Below are 26,019 nucleotides of genomic sequence, written 5' to 3'. Positions count from 1 at the left end.
CATCCAGAAAATGGAGACCAAGATGATAAGAGCTGTTGCGATTCTGGTTTTGTCCCTCGGTGTTGGTTCGGCCAGCGCGGATGTCTTGCAGACTTCATCCGGGCCCGTGCAGGTGACACCAATGATCGAGGGGCTGGATACACCTTGGGCAATCGGAATTCTGCCGGATGGCACTTTTCTGGTGACCGAACGCGATGGTGAGCTTTTGTATGTGGCGAATGGGCAGGCGGACCGGGTCAAAGGCGTGCCCAAAGTCGCAACACGCGGGCAGGGCGGGTTGCTGGATGTCACTGTTGCGCGGGACTTTGCGCAAAGCCGTGAAGTCTTTCTGACTTATTCAAAACCCCAGAAGAACGGCGCCGGAACCGCACTTGCCGTTGCACGGCTGTCAAAGGACGGTCACCGTCTAACCAAGCTGCGCGTTTTGTTCGAGGCGGTTCCGGGCGGATCATCGGGCCGTCATTTCGGCTCTCGCGTGGTTGAGGCCGAGGACGGCACGTTGTTTGTCACAATTGGCGATCGGGGTGACCGTCCTGCCGCGCAGGACCGCAGCAACCTTATGGGAACGATCATTCGGATCAATCGCGATGGGACGGTGCCGGCGGATAACCCCTTTGTCGGTGACGCCAACAGTCGCCCCGAAATCTGGACCTATGGCCACCGCAACCCACAGGGTGCCGGGCTGGATGCGCAGGGACGCCTGTGGGTGTCGGAACATGGCGCCAAAGGCGGGGACGAGGTCAACCTGATTGCACCCGGGCAGAACTATGGCTGGCCGATCATTTCTTATGGTGTGCATTACTCGGGTCAGAAAATCGGCGATGGGAATGCAAAACCGGGGTTGGAGCAGCCGCAGCACTATTGGGACCCGTCCATCGCCCCCTCGGGGTTGATGGTCTATTCCGGGCAGCTCTGGCCGCAGTGGACGGGCGACATTTTTGTCGGGTCACTCAAGTTTGATTACATCGCCCGGCTAGCCGGAACACCGCTGCGCGAAGTCGAACAGATCGAAGGCCCAGAAACCGACCGCGTGCGCGACATCGTCGAAGCGGCCGACGGGTCGATCTGGTTTATTTCGGTCGGGCGGGGCGTTGTGTACCGCATGACCCCGGGCAGCTAGACCGACAACCGCCCACTCTGCGCACCTCGTTCGCGATAGGGCGTAGTGTTGTAATGCGCCCGGTAGCATTTTGAGAAATGCGACGGGCTGGCAAAGCCGCAGGCCAGCGCAACGTTGATCACGCTCATGTCGGTCTGCATCAGCAGGTTGCGGGCCTTGTGCAGGCGCAACTCCATGTAATAGCGCTTGGGAGAACGGCTCAGATATCTCCGGAACAGGCGTTCCAATTGGCGCGTCGACATACCGACATCCTTTGCCAGGACCGAAGGCGAGATCGGCTCTTCGATGTTCTTTTCCATCATCAGGATAACCTGGCTCAGCTTCGGGTGACGCACGCCAATCCGGGTCGGCGTGGACAGGCGTTGAGTATCCTGATCTGTGCGGATCGAGGAATATATCAGCTGATCCGCGACAGCGTTGGCAAGGTTTTCACCAAAATCTTGGGCGATGATTTTCAGCATCAGGTCAATAGAAGACGTGCCGCCGGCTGTGGTCATCCGGTTTCCGTCAATCTGGAAAACCGATTTGGTCAATTCGACCTCATCAAACTCTTCGATAAAACTGTCCGAGTTTTCCCAGTGAATAGTCGCGCGCTTTCCGTCCAAAAGACCGGCCTTGGCCAAGGTATAGGCTGCAGTGCAAAGCCCGCCGATACGCAGTCCCCGGCGTGCCTCGCGGCGGACCCAGTTCAAAACTTTCTTGGTCGTCGCCGCCTGAACATCGACACCGCCGCAGATAAGGACAACATCGTCGCGCTGTAATTCGATCAGGTCTGTGTCCAGATTGAACTCGGTGCCGGCGGAACATTTGATAGTTTCACCACCTTCACCGGCGAAGCTCCAGGAATAAAGCTCTTTGTGGGCCATTCGGTTCGCGATACGCAAACTGTCCAGGGCCGATGCAAAACACAACAGCGAGAACTTGTCCAACAGGACAAATACGTAGTGACGAGGCTTGGTCGCAGTGTCTTCCACAGTGACAACTTGGCGTTGCTCTTGCATGGCGAGGTGTCCTTGATTCGGCGCTGAGTGACGTGGCGTCCGGCGACAGGTTTGGCGGCCACCATGATCAAAGCTTGTTTGCCACGTCAAGAGGTCCAAATCGGATATGGTCACTCTTCATTGCATTTTGTATAGAGACGACCTGACTACTTCAGCGGAGATCAAAGCTATGACCGAATGGCAAAAAACGAACTGGCGCAACAAGCCACGGGTTCAGATGCCAGACTATACCGACGCGGCCGCCTTGGCCAAGGTCGAGGGCCAGCTTTCACAGTATCCCCCGCTGGTCTTTGCTGGTGAGGCGCGGCGTCTGAAGCAACATTTGGGTGCCGCCGGTCGCGGCGAGGCCTTCCTGTTGCAGGGCGGGGATTGTGCTGAAAGCTTTGAACAATTCAGCGCGGATGCGATCCGTGACACCTTTAAGGTGATGCTGCAGATGGCAATGGTGCTGACTTATGGTGCCAAGGTGCCCGTGGTGAAAGTGGGCCGGATGGCCGGACAGTTTGCCAAGCCGCGCAGCGCGCCCACCGAAGTGATTGATGGCGTGGAACTGCCCAGCTACCGCGGTGATATCATCAACGAACTGGCCTTCACCCCAGAATCGCGTATCCCGAATCCCGGCAAGATGTTGCAGGCCTACACGCAGGCTGCTGCAACGCTAAACCTGTTGCGCGCGTTTTCGACCGGTGGTTTTGCTGATATGAGCATGGTGCATTCTTGGACCTTGGGCTTCACGGATGAGCAGGACGTTCAGAAATACTCGGAAATCGCGGACCGTATTCAGGACACGATCGACTTTATGGGCGCGGCCGGGATTACGGCGGATACGACGCATGAATTCTCGACCGTGGAATTCTACACCAGCCACGAAGGCCTGCTGCTGGAATATGAAGAGGCGCTGACGCGGCTTGATTCCACTTCGGGCAACTGGTTGGCAGGCTCGGGTCACATGATCTGGATCGGTGACCGTACGCGTCAGCCGGACGGTGCGCATGTGGAATTCTGCAGTGGTGTACTGAACCCGATCGGTCTGAAATGTGGCCCGACAACAACTGCTGAGGACCTGAAGGTTCTGATGTCCAAGCTGAACCCCGAAAACGAAGAGGGTCGCCTGACCCTGATCGCGCGGTTCGGTGCGGGCAAAGCGGGCGAGCATCTGCCGCGTCTGGTCAAGGCTGTCAAGGAAGAGGGCGCCAAGGTTACCTGGGTCTGCGACCCAATGCATGGCAATACCATCAAGTCGGCGACGGGGTACAAAACCCGCCCGTTTGACTCGGTCCTGCGCGAGGTGCGCGATTTCTTTGGCGTGCATCAGGCCGAGGGCACCATCCCCGGCGGCGTGCATTTCGAGATGACAGGTCTGGACGTGACTGAATGCACCGGCGGCGTGCGGGCCGTGACAGAAGAGGACCTCTCGGACCGCTACCACACCGCTTGCGATCCGCGCTTGAACGCGACGCAATCGCTGGAGCTGGCCTTCCTGGTCGCCGAAGAACTGACCAACTTGCGCCGCAACGGTAAAAAACGCGCAGTCAGCTAAGGTCAGCAAAACTGAGAAATCCAAAGGCGGGCTGATTGGCCCGCCTTTATTAATGGTTAATCGTCGCGCGACACTACAAGGCGCAGATGTGATCCAGGCCGTTTGAAATCGGCCTGATCTTCGGCAAAACCGTCGACGGTTTCCGGAGCCTTGGGCTGAGGTGCCTGCACGTCTGACGCCGCGCGCATCTGGTGGTCGGAAATGGTGAAGCGCCGCGGCGTTGTACCAACTGCCCCATCACTGACCATGACGCCCAGAACGCGGCTGACGTCGCCCAGATCGCTTTTCAGCGGCAACAGGATCATACGCGCCTGCATGCGCGCCCGGCCAAGGTTGCCCGGTGATATCAACCCAAGCTCTGCAATCGAAGGCCCGGTGAACACTTGTTCCAGGACATCCGTGATTTCCGTCCGCGCGTCAGGTTCAAAAAATGCCGTCAAAGGCATGCCGCGCACCTCCATGCCTGCCAGATTGTTCAGATGGCTTCCGGCCAGACGGAACCGAGCCAATCCGGGCGCGATCCTTTCCAGAATGAAGGTGTACTCCAGGATGTTCTCAAGCCCACGCGGATCGATTTGCGACCGCATTGGAACCCCGTCGCCTGTCAGCAACGCGGTCCAATACGCCTCGGCCTGGCGAAGGGGCGACAAGCTGCGCCCACTGTCAAAACGATCCATTCCGACGATCTTTCCAAAGTTTGACCCGGATCCGTTCCCGAAAAAGGTTTTCATTTTCATCACCCTACAGTCAATCGACCGTCATTTTCTTAAAATGCCAGATATCGGGGCTTTGCAAGACTGAACAGCCCCCGTGAAGGTCAGATTGACACGGGTTAATTCAATTTTGGAGGAATTCTTTAATGAATGGTTAACTTCTGGCGCGCAGGGGCAAACTCTGCAAAGACTTGCCCTGCACCGGGGGATGGCTTTAGGTGCTGAAGGCACGCAGCAGCGGGCTGTTTATGAAAGGGCAGGAATGATCAGATCCATGACCGGTTTCGCTTCGGGCAAAGGGGCTTTGGGACCACATAGCTGGACGTGGGAGCTGCGCAGCGTGAACGGCAAGGGGCTGGACATGCGTCTGCGTGTGCCGGACTGGCTGACCGGGCTTGAAGCGACGCTGCGGGGGCAGATGTCCAAGGCGCTCAACCGGGGAAATGTCACCCTGTCGCTGCGGGTGAACCGGGATGAAACCGCGCCTGATCTGGTCCTGAACGAAACGGCAATGGTTGCTGCATTGACCGCGATGGCCCGCACACAAAAGATGGCCGCAGCCTGTGGTGTCACGCTGGCCTCGTCAAGCGCGGCAGATCTGATTGCCATAAAAGGTATGTTGGATGCAGGAAATGACGCAGACGATCCCGCACCGATTGTAGCAAAGCTGACCCGGGACTTTCCTGACCTTCTGTCGGCATTTATTGCAATGCGAGAAACCGAAGGCCAGGCATTGGCAAGTGTACTGAACAGTCAACTCGATCAAGTTGCCGACCTGACCGAGCAATCTGCCGAACTGGCCGAGCAGCGGAAAGACAAGGCGGCTTTGGCACTGCGTGAAAATCTGGCGCGGGTGATGGACAACGCACAGGGTGCAGATCCGGATCGCGTCGCACAGGAACTGGCGCTGATTGCGGTCAAGGCGGATATCACCGAAGAGATTGATCGCCTGAAAGCGCATGTGGTTGCCGCGCGTGATCTGCTGTCGCAGGACGTCGCAGTCGGGCGCAAATTGGATTTTCTGATGCAGGAGTTCAACCGTGAGGCCAACACGTTGTGCTCGAAGGCGCAAAGCGCTGACCTGACCTCGGTAGGGCTTGAGTTGAAGGCTGTAATAGACCAGATGCGCGAGCAAGTGCAGAACATAGAGTAATGACAGGAGCGCCCCAAATGGCGGATCGACGCGGCCTTTTAATCATTCTGTCCTCACCTTCGGGGGCTGGAAAATCGACCTTGGCCAAACGGTTGATGAAGTGGGACAGTGGGCTGAAGTTCTCGATTTCAGCCACCACCCGCGCGCCGCGACCGGGTGAAGAGCATGGGCGCGAGTATTACTTCCTTGGCGAAGATGAATTCAGACAGCAGGTGTCCGAAGGTCAAATGCTGGAACACGCCCACGTGTTTGGCAATTTCTACGGCTCTCCTGCTGGTCCGGTCCGCGAGTCAATCAATGCGGGCATGGATGTGTTGTTTGATGTGGACTGGCAGGGTGAAGTGCAGATCAGGAACTCGGATCTGGGCAAACATGCGCTGTCGATCTTTATCCTGCCTCCGTCGATCCCCGAACTGCGCCGCAGGCTGGAAGGCCGGGGGCAGGACAGTGAAGACGTAATATCGAAGCGGATGCTGAAAAGTTGGGACGAGATCAGCCACTGGGGCTACTATGACTATGTGCTGGTCAATGACGATCTGGATGAAACCGAAGACAAGCTGAAAACCATCGTCAGTGCCGAGCGTATGCGCCGCATTCAGCAACCAAGATTGCAAGATCACGTACGGACATTGCAAAACGAATTTGAGAGATTGGCATGACCATATACGCCTTGGGTGATCACGCGCCGCAACTCCACGACGACACATGGGTCGCACCGGACGCCAATCTAATCGGCAAAGTGGTGCTGGAGCAGGGGGCTTCGGTCTGGTTTGGCTGCACCATCCGCGCCGATCACGAAGAAATCCGGATTGGTGAGGGCAGTAATGTTCAGGAGAACTGTGTCATGCATATCGACGCCGGTTTCCCGCTGACCATCGGCAAGAACTGCACCATCGGACACAAGGTCATGCTGCACGGGTGCACAATTGGCGACAACACCCTGATCGGGATGGGGGCCATCGTTCTGAATGGCGCGAAGATCGGGAAAAACTGCCTGATTGGGGCAGGGGCTCTGATCACTGAGGGCAAAGAGATCCCAGACAATTCTCTGGTCATGGGCGCACCTGGCAAGGTTGTCCGACAATTGGGCGAGGCCGCCGCCCAAAAAATCACATTCAGTGCGCTGCACTACCAGGACAACATGCGCAAGTTCCGCGACACGATGAAGCCCGTCCAGTAAGGCGATCTGCGAAACCACACGAGAATTAGCTCATGTCAAACGAACTGCTCGCCGAAGTTGTATCGGCTGTTCCGATGCCGACTCTTATGGTGGATCAGACAGAGCGGATCATCGCCGCCAACACGGACGCCAGAACCTTGCTGGGCCAAAACATCACCGGCCGCCATTTTGCAACGATCCTCAGGCAGCCGCAGGTGATCGAAGCGATGGAGCAAAGCCTGCGCACCAAAGGCCCGGCAAGAACTCGGCACCTGTCCAACGATGGCGCACAGGACACAACGTTCGAAGTTGAATGCCGGTATATGAACGGGGTGGGCGCTGTGTCCGGTGGTGCGGTCCTGGTGGTGTTTCAGGACGTTACCCATCTGGAACATGCCAGTCAGATGCGGCGCGACTTTGTGGCCAATGTCAGCCACGAGCTACGCACGCCGCTGACTGCTCTGATGGGATTTATCGAAACGCTGCGCGGACCTGCCCGTGATGACGTCTCTGCCCGCGAGCGGTTTCTTCAGATCATGATGGATGAAGCAAACCGCATGAATCGGCTTGTTGGGGATTTGCTGTCCCTGAACCGGGTCGAAAGCGAGGAACGCATCCGCCCCCGGGAACAGCTTGAACTGACGGCGCTGTTGCAATCCACGTTGAACAATCTGCGGCCGCTGGCCGAGGCGTCCAGCGTGGTGCTGACACTGAACGCCCCTGATGGCCCGGTGTCTTTGACCGGTGACAGCGATCAGTTGCGTCAGGTGTTCACCAACCTGATCGAAAACGCGATCAAATACGGGGGCAGCGGCGGTAGTGTCGAAGTGCGCGTATTGTCCTCTGATCGGGATACGGCGATGCGTGGACCCGCCGTTCGGGTACAGATCATCGATAAAGGTCCGGGCATTGATGCGACTCACTTGCCCCGGCTGACCGAGCGGTTCTATCGCGCCGACAGTCACAGGTCCCGAGAGCTGGGCGGAACCGGTCTGGGGCTTGCGATTGTGAAACACATTATCAATCGTCACCGCGGACGCCTGCGGGTGGAAAGCGAATTGGGCAAAGGCGCTGTTTTTACAGTTATTCTGCCTCGATAGACGTAAAAACTCCCGGGTCACCAAGGTACGGCACCACATCCTATGTAATAGTCGCATGGCTGCTTTGCGTAGGAACAGTCCATTTTATCGGACAGTGTCATAAAGCTGTTACACACCTGTCACAAAACACTTACGCCTGCCTCTTAGTGGTGTGCGCAAGATCATCATGGGGATGATCACTACCTATAATTCTCAAGGAGACTGAAATGTCCTTTGTAAAACTGTCGGCTTCGGCCCTGGCCATCGCGGCCGTATCGGCCACCACCGCCACTGCGCGTGACCAAGTACAGGTTGCAGGTTCGTCAACCGTTCTGCCTTACGCTTCGATCGTTGCAGAAGCCTTCGGTGAAAACTTTGACTTCCCGACACCGGTTGTAGAATCGGGTGGGTCTTCTGCTGGCCTCAAGCGTTTCTGTGAAGGTGTTGGCGAAAATACAATCGACGTTGCGAACGCGTCGCGTCAGATCCGTGAAAAAGAAATCAAAGCTTGTGCCGATGCGGGTGTGACCGACATCATCGAAGTTCAGATCGGTTATGACGGCATCGTTTTCGCATCCGACATCAACGGCAACTCGTTCGAGTTCACGCCCGAAGATTGGTATAACGCTCTGTCCGCTCAGATTGTTGTTGACGGCCAGCTGGTCGACAACCCGAACAAAACCTGGGCCGACGTGAACCCTGCGTTCCCGGCGCAGCCGATCGCTGCCTTCATCCCTGGCACCAAGCACGGCACCCGCGAAGTGTTCGAAGACAAGGTGATCCTTGCAGGCTGTGAGCACCTGGGTGACTTCGATGCTTACCTGGCCGCTGCCGAAGGCGACAACGACAAAGCCAAGAAAAAAGCTGCCGAGAAAGCCTGTATCGCGCTGCGGACCGATGGCGTATCGGTCGACATTGACGGCGACTATACCGAGACATTGGCCCGTATCGACAGCAACAAAGACGGCATTGGTGTCTTTGGTCTGGCGTTCTACGAGAACAACACCGACAAACTGCAGGTTGCGACCATGTCGGGTATCGTTCCTTCGACCGAGTCGATCGCAACTGGCGAATACCCGGTCTCGCGCCCGCTGTTCTTCTACGTCAAGAAGGCGCATATCGGCGTGATCCCCGGCCTGAAAGAATACGCCGAATTCTTCGTTGCGGACGAGATTGCTGGCCCCGACGGCCCGTTGGCCGAATACGGCCTGGTCTCGGACCCTGAGCTGGTAAAAGTTCAGGAAGCCGTTGCAAACGAGACCGTCCTAGGCGGCGGTTCTTAATAACCATACGAACAGAACCGGGGCGGTTACTGCGCGCCCCGGTTCTTTTTGACTCTCGTACTGCCATCCCCACGGAGCTCTCATGGCGATTTCCTGGTTGTTGCTTATCCTGCTTGCGCTGGCAGTGATTGGATATTTCACGGGCCGATCCCGCGCACTTTCAAGTGCCGGCGGCAATGTCCGCGAATTGCATTCTCTTCCCTCTTACTATGGCTACAACGTTGCCCTGACCGCTTTGGTTCCTGCGTTGGGTCTGCTTATGATCTGGCTGCTGGTGCAACCGATGATCGTGAACAGCACCGTATCGGGTCTGATCCCCGATCAGGCCCTGCCTGAGGGGGCAGACCGCGGTCTGGCCATGAGCGAAGTACGCCGCGTTTCGGATGGTTTGGATGGTGCCGTGGCCGCCGGAGCCATTTCACAGGCTCAGGCCTCAAACGCGGATGCCGATATCGAAGAACTGACGCAGACGCTGAAAGATGCCGGTCAGGTACTGACCCAGGACATCACTCAGCCCATTCTGGTTGCGGCGCAGAAATACCGAAGCATGACCACGACCGGATCAGTCGCCATGCAAGTGGTTGTTCTGTCCCTTGCGCTGTTGGGGGCGGCATTTGCCTATATCCGAACGCACAAAGAATTTCGGGCCCGTAACGTGGTCGAGCAGGGGGTTCTGGCTCTTTTGCTGCTGGCCGCTTCCATTGCCATCCTGACCACGGTGGGAATTGTTCTGTCGATGGTGTTCGAGACGATGAACTTCTTCCAGTTGCATTCCTGGAAGGATTTCTTTTTTGGCGGCACCTGGGCTCCGAATTTTCGCGGCGGAAGTGAACTGTCAATCCTTCCATTGTTGTGGGGCACTCTCTATATTTCATTGATCGCCCTGTTGGTCGCAGTCCCCATCGGACTGTTCGCGGCGATTTATTTGTCGGAATACGCGTCTGGCGCGACCCGTTCGGTTGCCAAGCCATTGCTTGAGATCCTGGCGGGTATTCCGACAATCGTTTACGGTCTGTTTGCCTTGCTGACAGTGGGTCCTGCGCTGGTGTCCATGTTCGGGGACGGTGGGATGCTGGGTGTCGGTTGGATGGCCAGCTCCAATGCGGTTCTGACTGCCGGTTTGGTCATGGGCATCATGCTGATCCCGTTTGTATCCTCGCTGTCGGACGACATTATCAACGCAGTTCCGCAATCGATGCGTGACGGCTCGCTTGGATTGGGTGCGACTCATTCCGAAACCGTGCGCAGTGTCATTCTGCCCGCTGCATTGCCAGGGATCGTCGGTGCCATCCTTCTGGCCGCAAGCCGCGCAATTGGTGAGACGATGATCGTGGTGATGGCCGCGGGCGCAATCGCCAAATTCTCGGGCAACCCGTTCGAGGCAATGACAACAATCACCACCCGTATCGTCAGTCAGCTGACCGGTGACACGGATTTCGCCAGCCCCGAGACATTGGTGGCCTTTGCGCTGGGTCTGACCCTGTTCATCATCACGCTGGGGCTGAATATCTTTGCCCTCTACATCGTACGCAAATACCGGGAGCAGTACGAATGACCGATTTTTCCCAATCGTCCGAAGCCACTCCGACTGCCAAGCCCAAGAGCGAATCTCTGTTCAAAATGGACGCGCGAACCAAAAAGCGCAACGCAGCCGAGACCCGGTTCAAGTTCTACGGGATTGTCGCCATCGGTATCGGCCTGCTGATGCTGGTCGTGCTTGTGACCAATATCGTAACCGCCGGAACAGGCGCGTTCCAACAGAGTTTTCTTGATCTGAATGTCGAGCTGAAAGCCGACAAGTTGGACAAGAAGGGCAACCGCAATATCGAGGATATCAAAAAGGTTTCAACCTTTGGCTATGCGCCTCTGATCGCCTCGGCATTGGAAAGCGAAGTAGAAAAGCTGGGCATTCAGTCTGGACTGACCCCTAAGGAGATGGGCAAGATCCTGTCCAAGGCGGCACAGGCTGAGCTGCGGAACTTTGTCATCGCCAACCCCGGCAAGATCGGCGAAACCGTCAGCTTTAGGTTCTTGGTCAACAGCCGCGTCGATGGCTACATGAAAGGTCGTGTCAGCCGCGAGTCGATTGCAAACGACAAGGGAATTTCGGTCGAACAACTGGACTTCGTTGACCAATTGCGGAACGCCGGAGTGCTATACAAGGCCTTCAATCCGGACTTTATCTTTGGCACTGATGCCTCGGATCAACGGCCCGAGGCTGCGGGGATTGGTGTGGCGATGCTGGGCTCGTTGTTCATGATGTTTGTGGTGCTGGCGTTGGCGCTGCCGATTGGCGTTGCGGCTTCGATCTATCTTGAAGAGTTCGCGCCGCAGAACCGGCTGACTGACATCATCGAGGTGAACATCTCGAACCTGGCTGCGGTGCCGTCCATCGTGTTTGGTATCCTTGGTCTGGCCGTGTTTATCAACTATATGCATCTGCCGACGTCAGCTCCGCTGGTGGGGGGGCTGGTGCTGACGCTGATGACACTGCCGACAATCATCATCTCGACCCGGGCCTCGCTAAAGGCCGTGCCGCCGTCGATCCGCGATGCGGCGCTTGGGGTCGGGGCCTCGAAAATGCAGGCGGTGTTCCACCATGTTCTGCCGCTGGCCGCGCCCGGTATTCTGACCGGTACGATCATTGGCCTGGCGCAGGCACTTGGAGAAACTGCGCCGCTGCTGCTGATCGGGATGGTAGGTTTTATCGCCTCGAACGCTCCAGACGGCGTAGTTGCAGGTTTCTTGTCGCCAAACTCAGCGATGCCTGCGCAGATCTATGAATGGTCCAAGCGCGCCGATCCGGCCTTTTACGAACGCGCATGGGGGGGCATCATCATCCTGTTGATCTTCCTCGTCACAATGAACACCATTGCGGTCATCCTGCGCCGCCGCTTTGAACGCCGCTGGTAGATGGGTGCTATTATGAATGACATGACACGAGTGGAGAGAACCGTGGACTCCAAAGCAATCAAGATCGCCGCGAACAAGGTTCAGGTCCATTACGGCGATACCCACGCCATCAAGGACGTGGATGTTGAAATCGAAGACAAGACCGTGACCGCGTTTATCGGCCCGTCAGGTTGTGGTAAGTCGACATTCCTGCGGTGTCTGAACCGGATGAACGACACGATCGACATCTGCCGGGTACAGGGCGATATCCTGCTCGATGGTGAAGATATCTATGACAAACGCGTTGACCCTGTTCAACTGCGCGCCAAGGTCGGCATGGTGTTCCAGAAACCCAACCCGTTCCCCAAGTCGATTTATGACAACGTCGCATACGGCCCGCGCATCCATGGCCTTGCCCGGAACAAGGCGGAACTGGATGAGATCGTCGAAAAATCCCTGCGCCGTGGTGCGATCTGGGATGAGGTCAAAGACCGCCTGGACGCACCGGGCACCGGCCTGTCGGGCGGTCAGCAACAGCGTCTGTGTATTGCCCGCGCAGTGGCGACCGAGCCCGAGGTTCTGCTGATGGACGAACCGTGCTCGGCTCTGGACCCGATTGCGACCGCTCAGGTCGAGGAACTGATCGACGACCTGCGCTCGCGCTATTCGGTCGTGATTGTGACCCACTCGATGCAACAGGCCGCGCGGGTCAGCCAGAAAACGGCGTTTTTCCATCTGGGTAATCTCGTTGAATACGGTGAGACCGGGCAGATCTTTACCAACCCCGAAGATCCCCGCACCGAAAGTTACATCACTGGCCGTATCGGCTGAGCACAGGTATATTCTGATGACCGAACAACATATTGCATCTGCGTTCGACAGGGATCTCGAGGCGATCCAGGCCCATATCATGAAGATGGGCGGGCTGGTTGAAGCCGCCATCATAAGCTCGGCCCGGTCGCTTGAAACGCGGGACGAGGAACTGGCGCAAGAAGTGCGTCAGGGTGACAAAGCCATCGACGCGCTCGAAGAGCTGATCAACGAGGAAACGGCCCGCCTGATTGCCCTGCGCGCGCCAACGGCCAGCGATCTACGTCTGGTGCTGTCCGTGCTGAAGGTCTCGGCCAACCTTGAACGCATTGGCGATTATTCCAAGAACATCGCCAAGCGCACCACGGTTCTGGTCAACGCCGGCGAGATCAACGGCAGTGCTGCTGCTCTGCGTCGTATGGCGCGCGAAGTTGAGCGGATGCTGCGCGATGCGCTGGATGCCTATATTCAGCGCGATGCTGAACTGGCTGCTGATGTGATCGAACGCGACGAAGAAGTGGACCAGATGTATAATGGGCTGTTTCGCGAATTCCTGACCTTCATGGCCGAGGACCCGCGCAACATTTCCTCGTGTATGCACCTGCATTTCATCGCCAAGAATATCGAACGCATGGGTGATCACGTGACCGCGATTGCCGAACAGGTGGTGTATTTGGTGACCGGTGAGCGACCGACCGAGGCGCGCCCAAAGGCCGACATCACGTCGCAATCGGCATAGGAGACGAGGGACATGTCTGCTGATCAGCCAACCGTTCTGGTTGTCGAGGATGAACTGGCCCAGCGGGAAGTGCTGGCCTACAACCTCGAAGCGGAAGGATTTCGGGTGTCCAAAGCGGCCAGCGGCGATGAAGCCATTCTGTTGGTAGATGAGGAAAGCCCGGACATCATCGTACTGGACTGGATGATGCCGAATCTCAGTGGCATCGAGGTCTGCCGCCGTTTGAAAACCCGCCCTGATACGCGGTCTATTCCCATCATCATGCTATCCGCCCGCTCGGAAGAGGTCGACAAGGTTCGGGGGCTGGAAACCGGTGCGGATGACTATGTGGTCAAACCGTATTCAGTGGTCGAGTTGATGGCTCGGGTGCGCACACAGCTGCGCAGGGTCCGTCCTGCAACCGTCGGGATTCGCTTGGAATTTGACGATATCATCTTGGATTCCGAAACCCATAAGGTCAGCCGCGACAGCAAACCTCTCAAGCTTGGGCCAACCGAGTTTCGCCTGCTGAGCACATTTATGGAAAAACCGGGCCGCGTCTGGAGCCGAGAGCAATTGCTGGACAGGGTGTGGGGGCGCGACATCTATGTCGATACCCGTACCGTGGACGTCCACATCGGTCGTTTGCGCAAGGCATTGACGCAACATGGCGGCGAAGATCCTGTGCGCACAGTACGCGGTGCTGGCTACGCATTGGGCTGAACCACATCGGGGCAGGGGTGTGGGCATAAGGCTATGAGTTTTGCTCATGGTAGGATGCAAAACTCTTACTGTTTTTTACCGTTGCGTCGGGTTAGTTTGCGGCGAAGCAGACAGCCCGGAGAAGCATTATGAACGCCCCTGACACCAAGCCGACATTGCGTGCCAAAGACGCACCAGACATGGGCGCGTTCGCATGGGATGACCCGTTTCGCCTGTCAGATCAGCTGAGCGAGGACGAACGCATGATCGCCGCAAGCGCCAACGCTTACGCTCAGGAAAAGCTGCAGCCACGGGTGACAGACGCATTCCAAAACGAAGAGACCGACCCGGATATTTTCCGCGAAATGGGCGAAATGGGCCTGCTGGGCACCACGATCCCCGAAGAATACGGCGGGCTGGGGGCAGGGTACGTGTCCTACGGCCTGGTCGCGCGCGAAGTTGAGCGTGTGGATTCCGGTTACCGCTCGATGATGTCCGTTCAAAGCTCGTTGGTGATGTATCCGATCTTTGCTTATGGCAGCGAAGAACAGCGACGGAAATACCTGCCGAAACTGGCCAGCGGTGAGTGGATCGGATGTTTCGGCCTAACAGAGGCGGATGCGGGCTCTGACCCCGCTGGGATGAAAACCCGGGCCGAAAAGATCGACGGTGGATATCGGCTGACCGGCAGTAAGATGTGGATCTCAAATTCACCAATTGCCGACGTGTTTGTTGTCTGGGCCAAATCGGATGCGCATGATGGCAAAATTCGCGGCTTTGTTCTGGAAAAAGGCGTCAAAGGCCTGAGCGCACCAAAGATTCAAAACAAGATGAGCCTGCGTGCGTCGATCACAGGCGAGATTGTACTGGAAGGCGTCGAAGTCGACGACAGCGCGTTGCTGCCGCATGTCCATGGGCTGAAAGGTCCGTTCGGGTGTCTGAACCGCGCGCGCTATGGCATCAGTTGGGGCGTGATGGGTGCGGCCGAAAGTTGTTGGCACGGTGCACGTCAATACGGTTTGGATCGCAAACAGTTCGACAAACCTCTGGCACAAACGCAGTTGTTTCAACGCAAGCTGGCAGACATGCAAACGGAAATCGCCTTGGGTCTTCAAGCCAGTTTGCGAGTCGGACGCTTGATGGATCAGGCCGAAGCCGCGCCAGAGATGATTTCGGTCATCAAGCGCAACAATTGCGGCAAAGCGCTGGAGATTGCGCGCATGGCGCGTGACATGCATGGCGGAAATGGAATCTCACTTGAATTCCATGTCATTCGGCACATGGTTAATCTTGAGACCGTGAATACTTATGAGGGTACGCACGACGTACATGCGCTGATCCTGGGGCGGGCGCAAACCGGGTTGCAAGCCTTCTATTGAGGTGTAAAAATAATCGTGTAATTGGTATTATGGTAAATAAATACCATGCAAGGTTTGCCACTTCCCAAATGCTGCCAATGCCTTACGATCAGGTCCTGAACGAATGGCACGGAGTTTCTGATGAACCTGAACGGTAAAACGGTCGTAATTACTGGCGCAGCTGGTGGTATCGGCAAAGGACTGGCCGAACGGTTTTCCAACGAAGGTGCGATCGTCGTCTGCGCGGATATCGACGAAGACGGCGCGCATCGCGTTGCTGCGGCCATAGGTGGACATGCTCTGCGCTGTGACGTCTCGGACGAAGCCAATGTCAAAGATCTGATTGATACTGTCGAGGATGACATCGGACCAATCGATCTGTTCTGCGCCAATGCCGGGATTTTGACGCTTGGTGGTCTGGAGGTTCCGGACGAAGACTGGGATCGCATTTGGAAGATCAACGTCATGTCCCATGTCTGGACAGCGCGTCATCTGGCGCCGCGGATGTTGGAACGTGGCGGCGGTTACATCATGACAACCGCATCGGCGGCTGGTTTGTTGAACCAACCCGGCGCCGCGCCTTATGGGGTTACAAAACACGCGGCTGTTGGTTTTGCAGAATGGCTTTCACTTACTTATGGCCATAAAGGCCTGCGTGTGTCCGTTTTGTGCCCGCAGGCCGTTCGGTCAGAAATGACGCGCGGCCACGAGGTCTCGGTTGCGTCCATAGACGGCATGCTTGAACCTGAACACGTGGCACAGGCCTGTGTTGAAGCCATTGAAACGGAACAGTTTCTTATTTTGCCGCATCCGCAGGTTTTGGACTATATGCGCCACAAATCCGCAAATTATGAGCGTTGGCTTGGCGGAATGCGCAAGTTAAATCAACAGTTTGTTGAAGGCAGTTAAAGCTGTTATTGCGCTTTGCGCATCAACCCTTCCTGTGCGACCGAAGCAATCAACGTTCCGTCCTGCGCATAAATTGAGCCCCGGTTAAAGCTGCGCCCTCGCCCACCCCATGGTGAATCCATCGAGTAAAGATGCCAGTTCTCAAAATGTACCGGCGCATGGAACCACAACGCGTGATCCAGGCTGGCCCCGTTGACTTCGCCAGTGAACCAGCTGAGCCCATGCGGCCGCATGCCAGAGCTCATGAGATACATATCAGAGGCATAGGCCAATAACAGGTGTTGAGTTACCTGATCCGCGTTGGTGGCGGCATTCATGCGAAACCAGACCTGGTTTCGATCATCCGATTTCTCGGGGTTGAAAGGATTTAGGTGGCTTGCTTCGCGCACTTCGATTGGACGGTCACGTAAAAGCTCTCCGCGCAGCTTTTCCGGCACCTGATCCACGTATTGCATACGTAAATCCGCCCGGGACGGATAAGTTTCCGGAGCCTCCATCCGAGGCATTTGGTGGTGATGGTCCCAACCTTCGTCCTGAATGTGGAATGATGCTGACATGTTAAGGATCTGTTTGCCGTGCTGAATGGCGACCACGCGGCGGGTGGTAAAAGAACCTCCATCCCGTGCCCTATCAACCTGATATATAACAGGAATAGTAGGATCACCTGGGCGAATGAAATAGGCGTGCAGCGAATGGCACAGGCGGTCATCCACCGTTCGATACGCCGCTGCCAGGGCTTGCGCGATGACCTGCCCACCAAAAATTCGCATTGGCGTTTCACCGCCTGACCCGGTGCCCCGGAACAGATCTACCTCAAGCCGTTCGATGTCCAAAAGGTCCAGAAGGACGCGTTCTGCTTCGGTCATGATCGGTTCTCCGGTTGGGTGTCTGTGTGGGATATCAGCGCTTAGGGCGTCATTCAATCATTGCCCCAATGACAAGCGCCTTGAGCTCGGCCCGGGATGGATAAGAGCTGGAGGGTGACAGCTGGGTTAGGAAGACAACGCTCAGGTCGTTGACGCGATCGATCCAGAAAAAGGTCGACGCCATGCCGCCCCAGCTGAAATCGCCAACCGAGCCCGGAACCCCTGCCCGACCCGGGTCAATCACGACAGCACCCCCCAGACCAAAACCTGTGCCATTCATCGGTTGTTCGGCAAAACTCTGCGGCCCCAATGATGCAATGTCGCCCGGTAAGTGGTTACATAACATGAACTCTATGGTCTGCGATCCTAATAACCTATGACCATTTCCCACCCCATGATTGCGCAGCATTTCAGCGAAACGCGAGTAGTCATCGAGTGTGCTGACCAGCCCACCGCCCGCGGAAAAAGTGGTGGTGTTTTCAAACGGAGAGCTGCCCGCTTCATCTACAAGCCGCAATGTGTCGTCGCCGGTTTCAGCGGCGTTCAATTCCATCATGTCCCCAGCCAAAGGCGTATAAAGCGAGGCAAACCGGTCCCTTGCCCCCGACGGGATTGAAAAGCCGGTGTCATGCATCCCAAGTGGATCAAGGATTTTCTGCGTAAAAAACTGGTCGAGAGGTTGGCCCGAGATTACCTCGACAACTCTGCCGATCACGTCGATGCCGACCGAATATTCCCAGCGGGTGCCGGGTTGAAAGGCCAGTGGAAGGTTGGCCAAATCACTTACACGATCAGCTAAAACACCTTGGTTTGGCTTGAAAAGAAGGTCAACCTCATCCATCGCCTCAGGCAGGAGACCCGGATTGAACGGATAGCTGAAACCGCTGGTATGCGTCAGCAACTGATGTAGGGTTGGCGACGGCGCATCCTCTGTCTGATCCAACCGTTCTGCGCCGCTGATCAGCGCTTGCATGCGGCTGAATTCGGGCAGGATGTCCGAAAGTCTGGCGTCCAGATGTACCAGGCCCTGTTCCACCAACATCATCAACGCGACCGTTGTGACCGGTTTGGTCATCGAGTAGATGCGCACGATGGTATCGCGTTCGAATGGCAGGTCCTGTTCCACGCTGCGGTGACCGCAGGCGTAGTAGAAAACCTCGGACCCGTTATGTTTCACCAAAAGCGAACTGCCCGCGTATTTCCTTTGGTCGACATAGCGCTGCATCCAGCTGCAAGTGCGGGTTAACCGCCCTGTGTCGAACGCTGATTGACTGCCCATAGATTTGACCCTTTGCTAATTATCACGATTTTGCGGGCTTATCCGCTGAATTGACAGGGAAATCCGCGCAACGCCTCTACAAACTCAGCGAATTCCTCCGCCATCCTGATACACTAGGTTGGGAACAGAATCGGTGAATACGAGTTCGTGCGGTTTCCTTGATCACACGTCGGAGGAGAAACATGGCGCAACAAATAGATTTTGTGTATGATTTCTGTAGCCCTAACGCCTATCTTGCCTACAAGGCACTACCAGCCCTTGCCAAAAAGCACGGCGCATATGTGCACTATGTTCCAGCATTGTTGGCGACGATTTTCAAAGTGACGAACAACCAAAGCCCGTTTCAGGCGTTTTCCGAGAACCGCCAGAAGACCGCCTATCTCACTCATGATCTGCACAGGTTTGCGCGTGCGCGAAAAGTGAGTTTTCATATGAGCCCTCACTTTCCCGTGGATACCAAGTTTGCAATGCGAGGTGCTGTCTTTGCATCTGGAAAACCTTGGGAAGCCAGATATATAGACGCCATATTTGATGCGATATGGGTGCATGGTCAAAAAGTGGATGATCTGAGCGTATTGTCCGAAATCCTGCGTGAAAACGACCTACCCGTACGCAAGATGCGCGAGGCCATGACCAATGTGGACATCAAACAGCAGCTCAAGGATCAAACGAAAGCTGCGGTCAAAAAAGGCGTTTTCGGTGTGCCTACCATGTTCGTCCAAAACGAGATGTTCTTTGGCAAAAACAGCCTTGGGAACCTTAACCTCGAGTTGAAAGGTTTGGCGTGATCGCTTGCTCTATATTCGTTTTCTCATTTCAGTGCGGCCAGACCGTGCCGCGCGAACATAGGGACATAAGCCCCAAAAACTTGTGCTCGTTTTGGGTCTGACGCGTTGCCATCCAGCGCGCGTTTATAGACTCCTTGCAGAATCCCCGCCATGCGAAAGAAATTAAAGGCAAGGTAGAAGCCGAATTTGTCGATCCCCGGCAGTCCCCTTCGCTGGCAATACTGCTCGATAAAGGCTTGGTCTGACGGCAGGCCCAGATTTGCTCGGTCAATTCCGGCCAGGCCGCGCCCTTCTTTGCCGGGCGGCATCTGCCATTGCATAATGACGGCTGCCAAATCTGCATAGGGGTGACCGATTGTCGAAAGCTCCCAGTCCAGAACGCCTAGGCAGTTGGTTCCGTCTTTTGCGAACATCAGATTGTCGATGCGATAGTCACCGTGCACAAGCGTGCGCTGCCCGTCATCCGCAGGCACCGACTGTTCAAGCGTCGTGATCAGCGTGTCCATATCCGGTATCTGAGTTGTTTCCGAGGCACGGTACTGTTTGGTCCAGCGCCCGATTTGACGCTCAAAGTAATTGCCGGGCGGGCCGTAATCCGAAAGTCCGACTGCGTCGACGTCAACCATATGCAACTCGGCCAGAACCCGGTTCATTTCGTCCAGTATAGCTTTGCGCGTTTCAACGCTTTGACTTTCCATCGTGGGCTCAAGAAAAGTGCGCCCATCAAGGCGTTCCATGATGTAGAAATCAGAGCCTATTACGGTGCTATCCTCGCATAAAAGATACATCTCGGGGACTGGAACCTTGGTGCCCGCGAGGGCTGTTTGCACGCGGTATTCACGGTCTACTGCGTGGGCGGATTTCAAGAGAACGCCTGGTGGCTTTCGGCGCAATACATATTTCTTGGCTGGTGTGCGCAGCTCAAAGGTCGGGTTAGATTGGCCGACGTCGAACTTTGTCGCTTTGAGTGGGCCATTGTAACCGTCGAGATGCGCGCTGAGATAGGCGTCGATGGCGGGCAGATCCAGTGCGGTGTTATCGGTCATCCCTCAGGCCCCTAAAGCGCTTCGGCAAAAATGTTACCGGCCGTCACCACGTTGATGCCGCCGGATACGGGGATCACGGCCCCGGTGATGTAACTGCCGCCCTGGCCGCAAAGGAACAGCATACATCCGGCGATGTCCTCGTCACGTCCGACGCGGCCCAGGGGCACCGACTTGCCCACTTTGTCACGGGTGCCTTCGTCAGCGGTCGCAAACGCGGTCATGCGCGACACAAACGGCCCGGGGGCCAGTGCGTTTACGGTGACGTGATAGGGCGCCAGTTCTTTTGCCATGATCTTGGTCAGATGCAGAACGGCTGCTTTAGAAGCGGAGTAGCTATAGGCGCCATCACCCATCGGAACCTCCCCCATGACCGAGCCAACATTGACCACGCGGGCTGGATCATCGGGTGTGCCTGATTTCATCAACATCGGCAGCAGTTTTTGGGACAGGTCGAAAATACCCGCAACGTTGACGGACATGACCTTATCCCACGCGTCATAAGGGAATTGCCCCATTGGTGCACCCCAGGATACACCCGCGTTATTCATCAGAATATCAAGGCGTTGCGTTCGGCCTATAACTTCCGACACCAGAGCATCGATCCCCTCTTTCGTGCCGACATCCCCGCCGAACCCTTCAGCGCTGCCGGGGGCGTCCAATTCGTTCAACTCATCTGCAACGGCCTCGCATGCCTCTGCTTTGCGCGAAGCAATAAGGACCCGCGCGCCGGCGCGCACAAGTGCCTCGGCGGCCATGCGCCCAATTCCCGTGGCGCCACCGGTTACAAGAGCGGTCTTGCCCTGCAATGAAAAAAGCGTTTCGGGGGTCATGGTCTGCTCCTCAATATTGATTATGGGCGCTTGGGTGATGGTGATCAGATTTGCATCACCCTGAATTCTTGACAACACCCGCTGCCGCGCCAAAGGTCCTTCTGAACAAATAACAAGGACATCAGGCCAGATATGCAAGCTTTACTCAGCGTCGCTCCGGGTGGACCGGAAACTCTGGAATTGACCACCCTGCCCGATCCTGTGCCAGGCAAGGGTGAATTGCTGGTTGCGGTTAAGGCGGCCGGTGTTAATTTCCCCGATACGCTGATGATCCGGGATCTGTACCAGATCAAACCGCCGCGACCTTTTGCACCGGGGGGCGAGATCGCGGGCGTGGTTCAGGCGGTTGGTGACGGTGTGAGCGGGTTTGAGGTGGGCGACCGTGTTCTTGCGCTGACCGGTCATGGGGGCTTTGCCACGCATCTGACGCTCAAGGCCAAGATGGCAGTGAAGTTTCCTGAAACGATACCGTTCGAGGAAGCCGCCTGTTTCATCTTTACCTACGGCACTTCCTACCATGCACTGAAGGATCGCGCTGCCATTCGACAGGGGGAAACCCTGCTTATCCTTGGCGCCGCCGGCGGTGTTGGATCGGCTGCGATTGAGCTTGGCAAGGCGATGGGCGCACGCGTGATTGCAGCGGTGTCTTCGCCGGACAAAGCGGAATTCTGCCGTAAGATCGGCGCGGACGAGACAATCGTATATGCGCGTGACATGGACAGGGACGCGCAAAAGGCGTTTTCTTCTGAAATCAAGGCATTGGCCGGTGGCGAAGGCGTGGACGTCGTCTATGACGCGGTGGGTGGCGACTATGCTGAACCCGCGCTGCGTAGCATGGCCTGGAACGGTCGTTACCTTGTTGTCGGATTTCCGGCCGGAATTCCCAAGGTTCCGCTGAACTTGCCGTTGTTGAAAGGCTGTCAGATCGTGGGTGTATTCTGGGGGGCGTCGGTTTTCCGTGATCCCAAGGGGCATGCCGAAAATGTAAGTGAATTGTTTGGGTTGTACGCGAGCGGTCAGGTCAAGCCTCAGATCAGCGCCAGGTACTCACTGGACCGCGCGGCTGAGGCGTTGGTTCATTTGGCCGACCGCTCAGCGCTTGGAAAAATAGTCGTCACGCTGGATGAGGTCTGAGCAAATCACCAAGTGAAAACTCGACATATGGGGTGTCTGCTGGGCGACGTTCGCGTCATGAGTGCGCGGACCGGTAGACATTCCCACCAATTCGCGTTTATCAACCTGTTATGGGAACGGTGAAATAATGCAAAAAGCTCTGATTTTGAATGGTCCGAACCTTAACCTTCTGGGGACGCGTCAGCCTGAGGTTTACGGTAGCACCACGTTGAAGATGGTTGAAGATTTGTGCCAAAGCCACGGAGCTTCTCTTGGCTTTGATGTGTCGTGTCTTCAATCCAACCACGAAGGTGCCCTGATTGACGCTATTCACGCTGCCAAGGGCGTGCATGACGGGATCGTTCTGAATGCCGGAGCCTATACGCATACGTCGATCGCCTTGATGGACGCGATTGCATCGGTCGAACTTCCGGTGATCGAGGTGCATCTGTCCAACATCCATGCGCGTGAGGCGTTCCGCCACAAATCCTACATCTCGAAGGTCGCCGTCGGGCAGATCAGCGGCTTTGGGGCGCAGAGCTATGTACTGGCGCTGGACGCCCTGTCGGCGCATCTGAAACGGGGAGGGGTTGGATGAAGCTGAGCGAATACCTTCACTTCCTCAGCTATACAAAGACGCTGGAAGAGCTTTGGGACGCGCATTGCCGGCAAATGGCAAAGTACGGGTTCATTCGGCTTCTTTACGGATACACCCAGTATCGCACTGAAACATCTTTGGGTGATCCTGAAGACTTTGTGATTCTGACGAACCATGGACAGGAATACCTGGACGGTTTTCTCCGGGGTGGATTGTATTTCCATGCCCCGATGTTGAAGTGGGCACTGCAGAACGAAGGTGCGGCAAGCTGGAAGATGACGCAGGATCAGATGTCGGCGGGCACTCTGACCCCGAAAGAACGTGCGGTTATTGAATTCAACAAGTCCAAGAAGGTCATTTCCGGATACACGGTCAGCTTCACGTCGGTATCCATGCGGTCGAAAGGCGCGATTTCTCTGTCTGCGCGTGACACGCTGACACAGGCAGAGGTGGATGAGATCTGGGCGGAACATGGTGACGATATCCTGTTGATGAACAATGTCGCGCATTTGAAGATCCTCACCCTGCCCTACAACGCGCCGAACCGCGCGCTGACCAAACGACAGCGCGAGGCATTGCAATGGGTTGGTGATGGCAAGACCACGCAGGATATCGCCTTGTTGATGGGACTGACGGCGGCGACCGTGGAAAAGCACCTGAGGCTGGCGCGCGATTCGCTTTCGGTTGAGACGACGGCACAGGCCGTTTTGAAAGCATCGCTGCAAAACCAGATGTTTGTCGTCGAGGCCTGAGTCATCAAAATTGACGCTAAGCTGCGTCAATTTACCTAGGGTAAGGAAATCATGACTTTCCAAATCTGAACCCGAATTGCAAAGTAATATTGTTCCGTGAGTGGTGGCTTTAGCCAGGGAACGTTTTGATCGGATCTTTGCAATTCCAAGGCTCTCCGGTTGCTCTGACACAGGGGCGTCTATTCGTCCACGTACCTTTGTCGGAATTTTGGGGGGCCTCGACCATCCCCATCTTGCGGGGCCCCTCAATCCAAACGTGTAATAGACGTGGACGCTTCGGCGTCCCTTTTTGTTTCCCTATGACTGAAACGCACAAAAAAACCGGTTACGCAGCTGCGTAACCGGTCTGGTTAGATGCACGCGGCCGCCTTTCGACGCCCGGGAAAAACCAATTAGCCTTGTGCGGCCTTGGCAACTTCGGCGGCGAAGTCTTCTTTTTCGACAACGATGCCTTCGCCAACTTCCAGACGTACAAAGCCAGTGATGGTTGTGCCTGCTTCTTTGGCAGCGGCTTCGACGGTCAGGTCAGGGTTCACAACAAACGCTTGGCTCAGCAATGTCGATTCCGCAACGAACTTCTTCATGCGGCCAACGATCATCTTTTCGATTACCTGCTCCGGCTTGCCGGATTCGCGGGCGATGTCCATCTGAACCTGTTTTTCCTTCTCGACCACAGCTGGGTCCATGTCCGCCTCGGACAGGGCAGCAGGGTTCACAGCTGCGATATGCATCGCAATCTGTTTGCCGATCGCTTCGTCACCACCGGACAGAGCGACCAGAACGCCGATTTTACCCATGCCGTTGGTGGCTGCGTTATGGACGTAGGACACAACCGTGTCGCCCGACAGCTTGGACATACGGCGGACCGACATGTTTTCGCCGATGGTGGCGATTTTGTCGGTCAGCGTGTCTGCAACGGATTTGCCGCCCAGATCGGCCGCCAGCAAAGCTTCGACATTGTCGACGCCTTCTGCGGCATAGGCGATCTTGCCGACCATTTCCTGAAACTCGGCGTTTTTGCCAACAAAGTCGGTTTCCGAGTTCACTTCGACAGCAACACCGGTGCCGTCTTTGACGTGAACAGCAACCAGACCTTCGGCTGCGGTACGTCCCGATTTCTTGGCCGCTTTGGCCAGGCCTTTGGTGCGCAGCCAATCGACGGCTTCGTCCATGTTGCCGCCGGTTTCGGTCAGCGCCTTCTTTGCGTCCATCATGCCTGCGCCGGTTGTGTCGCGCAGTTGTTTCACCATTGCTGCTGTGATTGCCATCTCTTGGCTCTCCTCAATTCAAACGGAATTGGGGCAGGTCTACCCTGCCCCATATGTCATTTACGTGACGGGCAGCTTACGCTTCGGCCTTGGCTTCCGGCGCGGCTTCTTCTGCAGCGGCAGGCTCTTCTGCAACGGCTTCTTCAACCGGTGCTTCTTCGAACGCGCCCAAGTCAACTCCGGCGGCACCCATCTGAGCGGTCATACCGTCCAGAGCGGCACGCGCAACAAGATCGCAATACAGAGAAATGGCGCGCGCTGCGTCATCGTTGCCGGGAATGATGTAATCAACACCATCAGGTGAGCAGTTGGTGTCGACGATTGCTACGACTGGGATACCCAGCTTGTTGGCTTCGGCAATGGCCAGTGCTTCTTTTTTGACGTCAATGACGAACAGAAGGTCCGGAACGCCGCCCATTTCGCGGATACCGCCCAGGGATGCCTGCAGCTTGATCTGGTCACGTTCCATGCCCAGACGCTCTTTCTTGGTCAGGCCTTCGGCACCGGCTTCCATGGCTTCGTCGATCTGGTTCAGACGGTTGATCGACTGGGAAACGGTTTTCCAGTTGGTCAACGTGCCACCCAGCCAGCGGTGGTTCATGTAGTACTGAGCAGACTTTTCAGCAGCGTCTGCGATTGGTTGAGCAGCCTGACGCTTGGTGCCGACGAACAGAACGCGGCCACCTTTTGCGACGGTGTCACGAACAGCCTGCAGCGCCTGGTCCAGCATCGGAACGGTCTGGGTCAGGTCCATGATGTGGATACCATTGCGCGAGCCGTAGATGAACGGGCCCATGCGGGGATTCCAACGCTGTGTCTGGTGACCAAAATGTACGCCAGCTTCCAGCAGCTGACGCATGGTGAACTCGGGAAGAGCCATGCTTTATTTCCTTTTCCGGTTTACGCCTCGGCGGGGGTGAAAGAAGCGGATGCTCCAACCGGCGGGCCAGGTAAGGATGTCTCCCCTACAAAGCCCAAACCCCGCCTGCGGGTTTGAATGGCGCGCGTATACGGCAGGTTGACATGCAGCGCAAGGGCCAAA

At 56.3% G+C, this 26,019-nt stretch carries 26 protein-coding genes; 18 read left to right on the top strand and 8 right to left on the bottom strand.

The window, feature by feature from the left end; translation table 11 throughout:
* The first annotated feature begins 22 nt into the window (after positions 1–22).
* Positions 23–1,120 carry a PQQ-dependent sugar dehydrogenase gene (locus RUM8411_RS18350; protein ID WP_085824204.1) on the top strand — a complete coding sequence of 366 codons (1,098 nt, stop codon included), beginning with the start codon at positions 23–25 and terminating at the stop codon, positions 1,118–1,120.
* On the opposite strand, the gene RUM8411_RS18345 is transcribed toward RUM8411_RS18350, so the two are convergent.
* Positions 1,117–2,121, bottom strand: coding sequence for a GlxA family transcriptional regulator (locus RUM8411_RS18345; RefSeq protein WP_085824164.1), 1,005 nt, complete (start codon positions 2,119–2,121; stop codon positions 1,117–1,119). The genes RUM8411_RS18350 and RUM8411_RS18345 overlap by 4 nt on opposite strands.
* Positions 2,122–2,290: 169 nt before the next feature.
* On the opposite strand from RUM8411_RS18345, the gene RUM8411_RS18340 reads away from it, so the two are divergent.
* Positions 2,291–3,661 carry a class II 3-deoxy-7-phosphoheptulonate synthase gene (locus RUM8411_RS18340; RefSeq protein WP_085824163.1) on the top strand — a complete coding sequence of 457 codons (1,371 nt, stop codon included), beginning with the start codon at positions 2,291–2,293 and terminating at the stop codon, positions 3,659–3,661.
* A 56-nt stretch (positions 3,662–3,717) separates the two neighbouring features.
* Here the strand turns inward: RUM8411_RS18340 and RUM8411_RS18335 are convergent, their stop codons facing one another.
* On the bottom strand, positions 3,718–4,392 hold the full coding sequence (locus RUM8411_RS18335) for a PAS domain-containing protein (protein ID WP_085824203.1): 675 nt from the start codon (positions 4,390–4,392) through the stop codon (positions 3,718–3,720).
* Positions 4,393–4,648: 256 nt separating this feature from the next.
* Here RUM8411_RS18335 and RUM8411_RS18330 point away from each other — a divergent pair, with 256 nt between their 5' ends.
* The 12 genes from RUM8411_RS18330 (at position 4,649) to RUM8411_RS18275 (ending at position 16,437) form a co-directional block, all read left to right on the top strand.
* Positions 4,649–5,527, top strand: coding sequence for a YicC/YloC family endoribonuclease (locus RUM8411_RS18330; protein WP_234995290.1), 879 nt, complete (start codon positions 4,649–4,651; stop codon positions 5,525–5,527).
* Positions 5,528–5,544: 17 nt separating this feature from the next.
* A complete protein-coding gene (gene gmk / locus RUM8411_RS18325) occupies positions 5,545–6,186 on the top strand; it encodes a guanylate kinase (protein WP_085824201.1) in 642 nt (213 codons plus the stop codon).
* Positions 6,183–6,707 carry a gamma carbonic anhydrase family protein gene (locus tag RUM8411_RS18320; protein WP_085824162.1) on the top strand — a complete coding sequence of 175 codons (525 nt, stop codon included), beginning with the start codon at positions 6,183–6,185 and terminating at the stop codon, positions 6,705–6,707. The genes gmk and RUM8411_RS18320 overlap by 4 nt, the downstream gene beginning before the upstream one ends.
* 32 nt (positions 6,708–6,739) lie before the next feature.
* On the top strand, positions 6,740–7,786 hold the full coding sequence (locus tag RUM8411_RS18315) for an ATP-binding protein (protein ID WP_085824161.1): 1,047 nt from the start codon (positions 6,740–6,742) through the stop codon (positions 7,784–7,786).
* A gap of 206 nt (positions 7,787–7,992) precedes the next feature.
* Positions 7,993–9,048 (top strand): substrate-binding domain-containing protein, encoded by a 1,056-nt coding sequence (locus tag RUM8411_RS18310; protein WP_085824160.1) that lies wholly within the window; start codon positions 7,993–7,995, stop codon positions 9,046–9,048.
* 82 nt (positions 9,049–9,130) lie between these two features.
* Entirely contained in the window at positions 9,131–10,603 is a 1,473-nt protein-coding gene (gene pstC, locus RUM8411_RS18305) for a phosphate ABC transporter permease subunit PstC (RefSeq protein WP_085824159.1), read from the top strand.
* Positions 10,600–11,961, top strand: coding sequence for a phosphate ABC transporter permease PstA (pstA, locus tag RUM8411_RS18300; RefSeq protein ID WP_085824158.1), 1,362 nt, complete (start codon positions 10,600–10,602; stop codon positions 11,959–11,961). Before pstC ends, pstA begins: the two co-directional genes overlap by 4 nt.
* A gap of 12 nt (positions 11,962–11,973) precedes the next feature.
* A complete protein-coding gene (gene pstB / locus RUM8411_RS18295; protein ID WP_085824200.1) occupies positions 11,974–12,771 on the top strand; it encodes a phosphate ABC transporter ATP-binding protein PstB in 798 nt (265 codons plus the stop codon).
* Between the two features lie 16 nt (positions 12,772–12,787).
* Positions 12,788–13,489 carry a phosphate signaling complex protein PhoU gene (gene phoU / locus RUM8411_RS18290; protein ID WP_085824157.1) on the top strand — a complete coding sequence of 234 codons (702 nt, stop codon included), beginning with the start codon at positions 12,788–12,790 and terminating at the stop codon, positions 13,487–13,489.
* A gap of 12 nt (positions 13,490–13,501) precedes the next feature.
* The gene (phoB, locus tag RUM8411_RS18285; protein WP_085824156.1) at positions 13,502–14,191 is read left to right on the top strand and encodes a phosphate regulon transcriptional regulator PhoB; all 690 of its coding nucleotides are present in this window, start codon (positions 13,502–13,504) and stop codon (positions 14,189–14,191) included.
* 128 nt (positions 14,192–14,319) lie between these two features.
* Entirely contained in the window at positions 14,320–15,549 is a 1,230-nt protein-coding gene (locus RUM8411_RS18280; protein WP_085824155.1) for an acyl-CoA dehydrogenase, read from the top strand.
* A gap of 120 nt (positions 15,550–15,669) precedes the next feature.
* The gene (locus RUM8411_RS18275) at positions 15,670–16,437 is read left to right on the top strand and encodes an SDR family oxidoreductase (protein ID WP_085824154.1); all 768 of its coding nucleotides are present in this window, start codon (positions 15,670–15,672) and stop codon (positions 16,435–16,437) included.
* Positions 16,438–16,442: 5 nt separating this feature from the next.
* Here RUM8411_RS18275 and RUM8411_RS18270 read toward each other — a convergent pair whose 3' ends face one another.
* Together RUM8411_RS18270 and RUM8411_RS18265 are read right to left on the bottom strand one after the other, a co-directional pair.
* Positions 16,443–17,303 carry an acyl-CoA thioesterase gene (locus RUM8411_RS18270; protein WP_085824153.1) on the bottom strand — a complete coding sequence of 287 codons (861 nt, stop codon included), beginning with the start codon at positions 17,301–17,303 and terminating at the stop codon, positions 16,443–16,445.
* 49 nt (positions 17,304–17,352) lie between these two features.
* Positions 17,353–18,582, bottom strand: a complete 1,230-nt coding sequence (locus RUM8411_RS18265) for a serine hydrolase domain-containing protein (RefSeq protein ID WP_085824152.1) — start codon at positions 18,580–18,582, stop codon at positions 17,353–17,355.
* Between the two features lie 182 nt (positions 18,583–18,764).
* On the opposite strand from RUM8411_RS18265, the gene RUM8411_RS18260 reads away from it, so the two are divergent.
* Positions 18,765–19,370: a 2-hydroxychromene-2-carboxylate isomerase gene (locus tag RUM8411_RS18260; protein ID WP_085824151.1), complete on the top strand. Its 606-nt coding sequence runs from the start codon at positions 18,765–18,767 to the stop codon at positions 19,368–19,370.
* Between the two features lie 23 nt (positions 19,371–19,393).
* Here RUM8411_RS18260 and RUM8411_RS18255 read toward each other — a convergent pair whose 3' ends face one another.
* Both RUM8411_RS18255 and RUM8411_RS18250 read right to left on the bottom strand, forming a co-directional pair.
* Positions 19,394–20,416, bottom strand: a complete 1,023-nt coding sequence (locus RUM8411_RS18255; protein WP_085824150.1) for a phosphotransferase — start codon at positions 20,414–20,416, stop codon at positions 19,394–19,396.
* Between the two features lie 11 nt (positions 20,417–20,427).
* A complete protein-coding gene (locus RUM8411_RS18250) occupies positions 20,428–21,246 on the bottom strand; it encodes an SDR family oxidoreductase (RefSeq protein WP_085824199.1) in 819 nt (272 codons plus the stop codon).
* A gap of 132 nt (positions 21,247–21,378) precedes the next feature.
* On the opposite strand from RUM8411_RS18250, the gene RUM8411_RS18245 reads away from it, so the two are divergent.
* The 3 genes from RUM8411_RS18245 to RUM8411_RS18235 all read left to right on the top strand — a co-directional run bounded on the left by RUM8411_RS18245 (position 21,379) and on the right by RUM8411_RS18235 (position 23,709).
* A complete protein-coding gene (locus tag RUM8411_RS18245) occupies positions 21,379–22,380 on the top strand; it encodes an NADPH:quinone oxidoreductase family protein (RefSeq protein ID WP_085824149.1) in 1,002 nt (333 codons plus the stop codon).
* 127 nt (positions 22,381–22,507) lie between these two features.
* On the top strand, positions 22,508–22,957 hold the full coding sequence (gene aroQ, locus RUM8411_RS18240; protein ID WP_085824148.1) for a type II 3-dehydroquinate dehydratase: 450 nt from the start codon (positions 22,508–22,510) through the stop codon (positions 22,955–22,957).
* Positions 22,954–23,709, top strand: a complete 756-nt coding sequence (locus RUM8411_RS18235; RefSeq protein WP_085824147.1) for an autoinducer binding domain-containing protein — start codon at positions 22,954–22,956, stop codon at positions 23,707–23,709. The genes aroQ and RUM8411_RS18235 overlap by 4 nt, the downstream gene beginning before the upstream one ends.
* 392 nt (positions 23,710–24,101) lie before the next feature.
* Here the strand turns inward: RUM8411_RS18235 and tsf are convergent, their stop codons facing one another.
* Together tsf and rpsB are read right to left on the bottom strand one after the other, a co-directional pair.
* Positions 24,102–24,977, bottom strand: coding sequence for a translation elongation factor Ts (gene tsf, locus RUM8411_RS18230; RefSeq protein WP_085824146.1), 876 nt, complete (start codon positions 24,975–24,977; stop codon positions 24,102–24,104).
* A 76-nt stretch (positions 24,978–25,053) separates the two neighbouring features.
* The gene (gene rpsB / locus RUM8411_RS18225) at positions 25,054–25,857 is read right to left on the bottom strand and encodes a 30S ribosomal protein S2 (RefSeq protein ID WP_085824145.1); all 804 of its coding nucleotides are present in this window, start codon (positions 25,855–25,857) and stop codon (positions 25,054–25,056) included.
* Between the last annotated feature and the right edge of the window lie 162 nt (positions 25,858–26,019).

It is taken from the genome of Ruegeria meonggei (assembly GCF_900172215.1).
Classification (GTDB): Bacteria; Pseudomonadota; Alphaproteobacteria; order Rhodobacterales; family Rhodobacteraceae; genus Ruegeria; species Ruegeria meonggei.
Note: the sequence above shows the minus strand (reverse complement) of the source record. Positions and strands in the feature narration are given on the sequence as shown.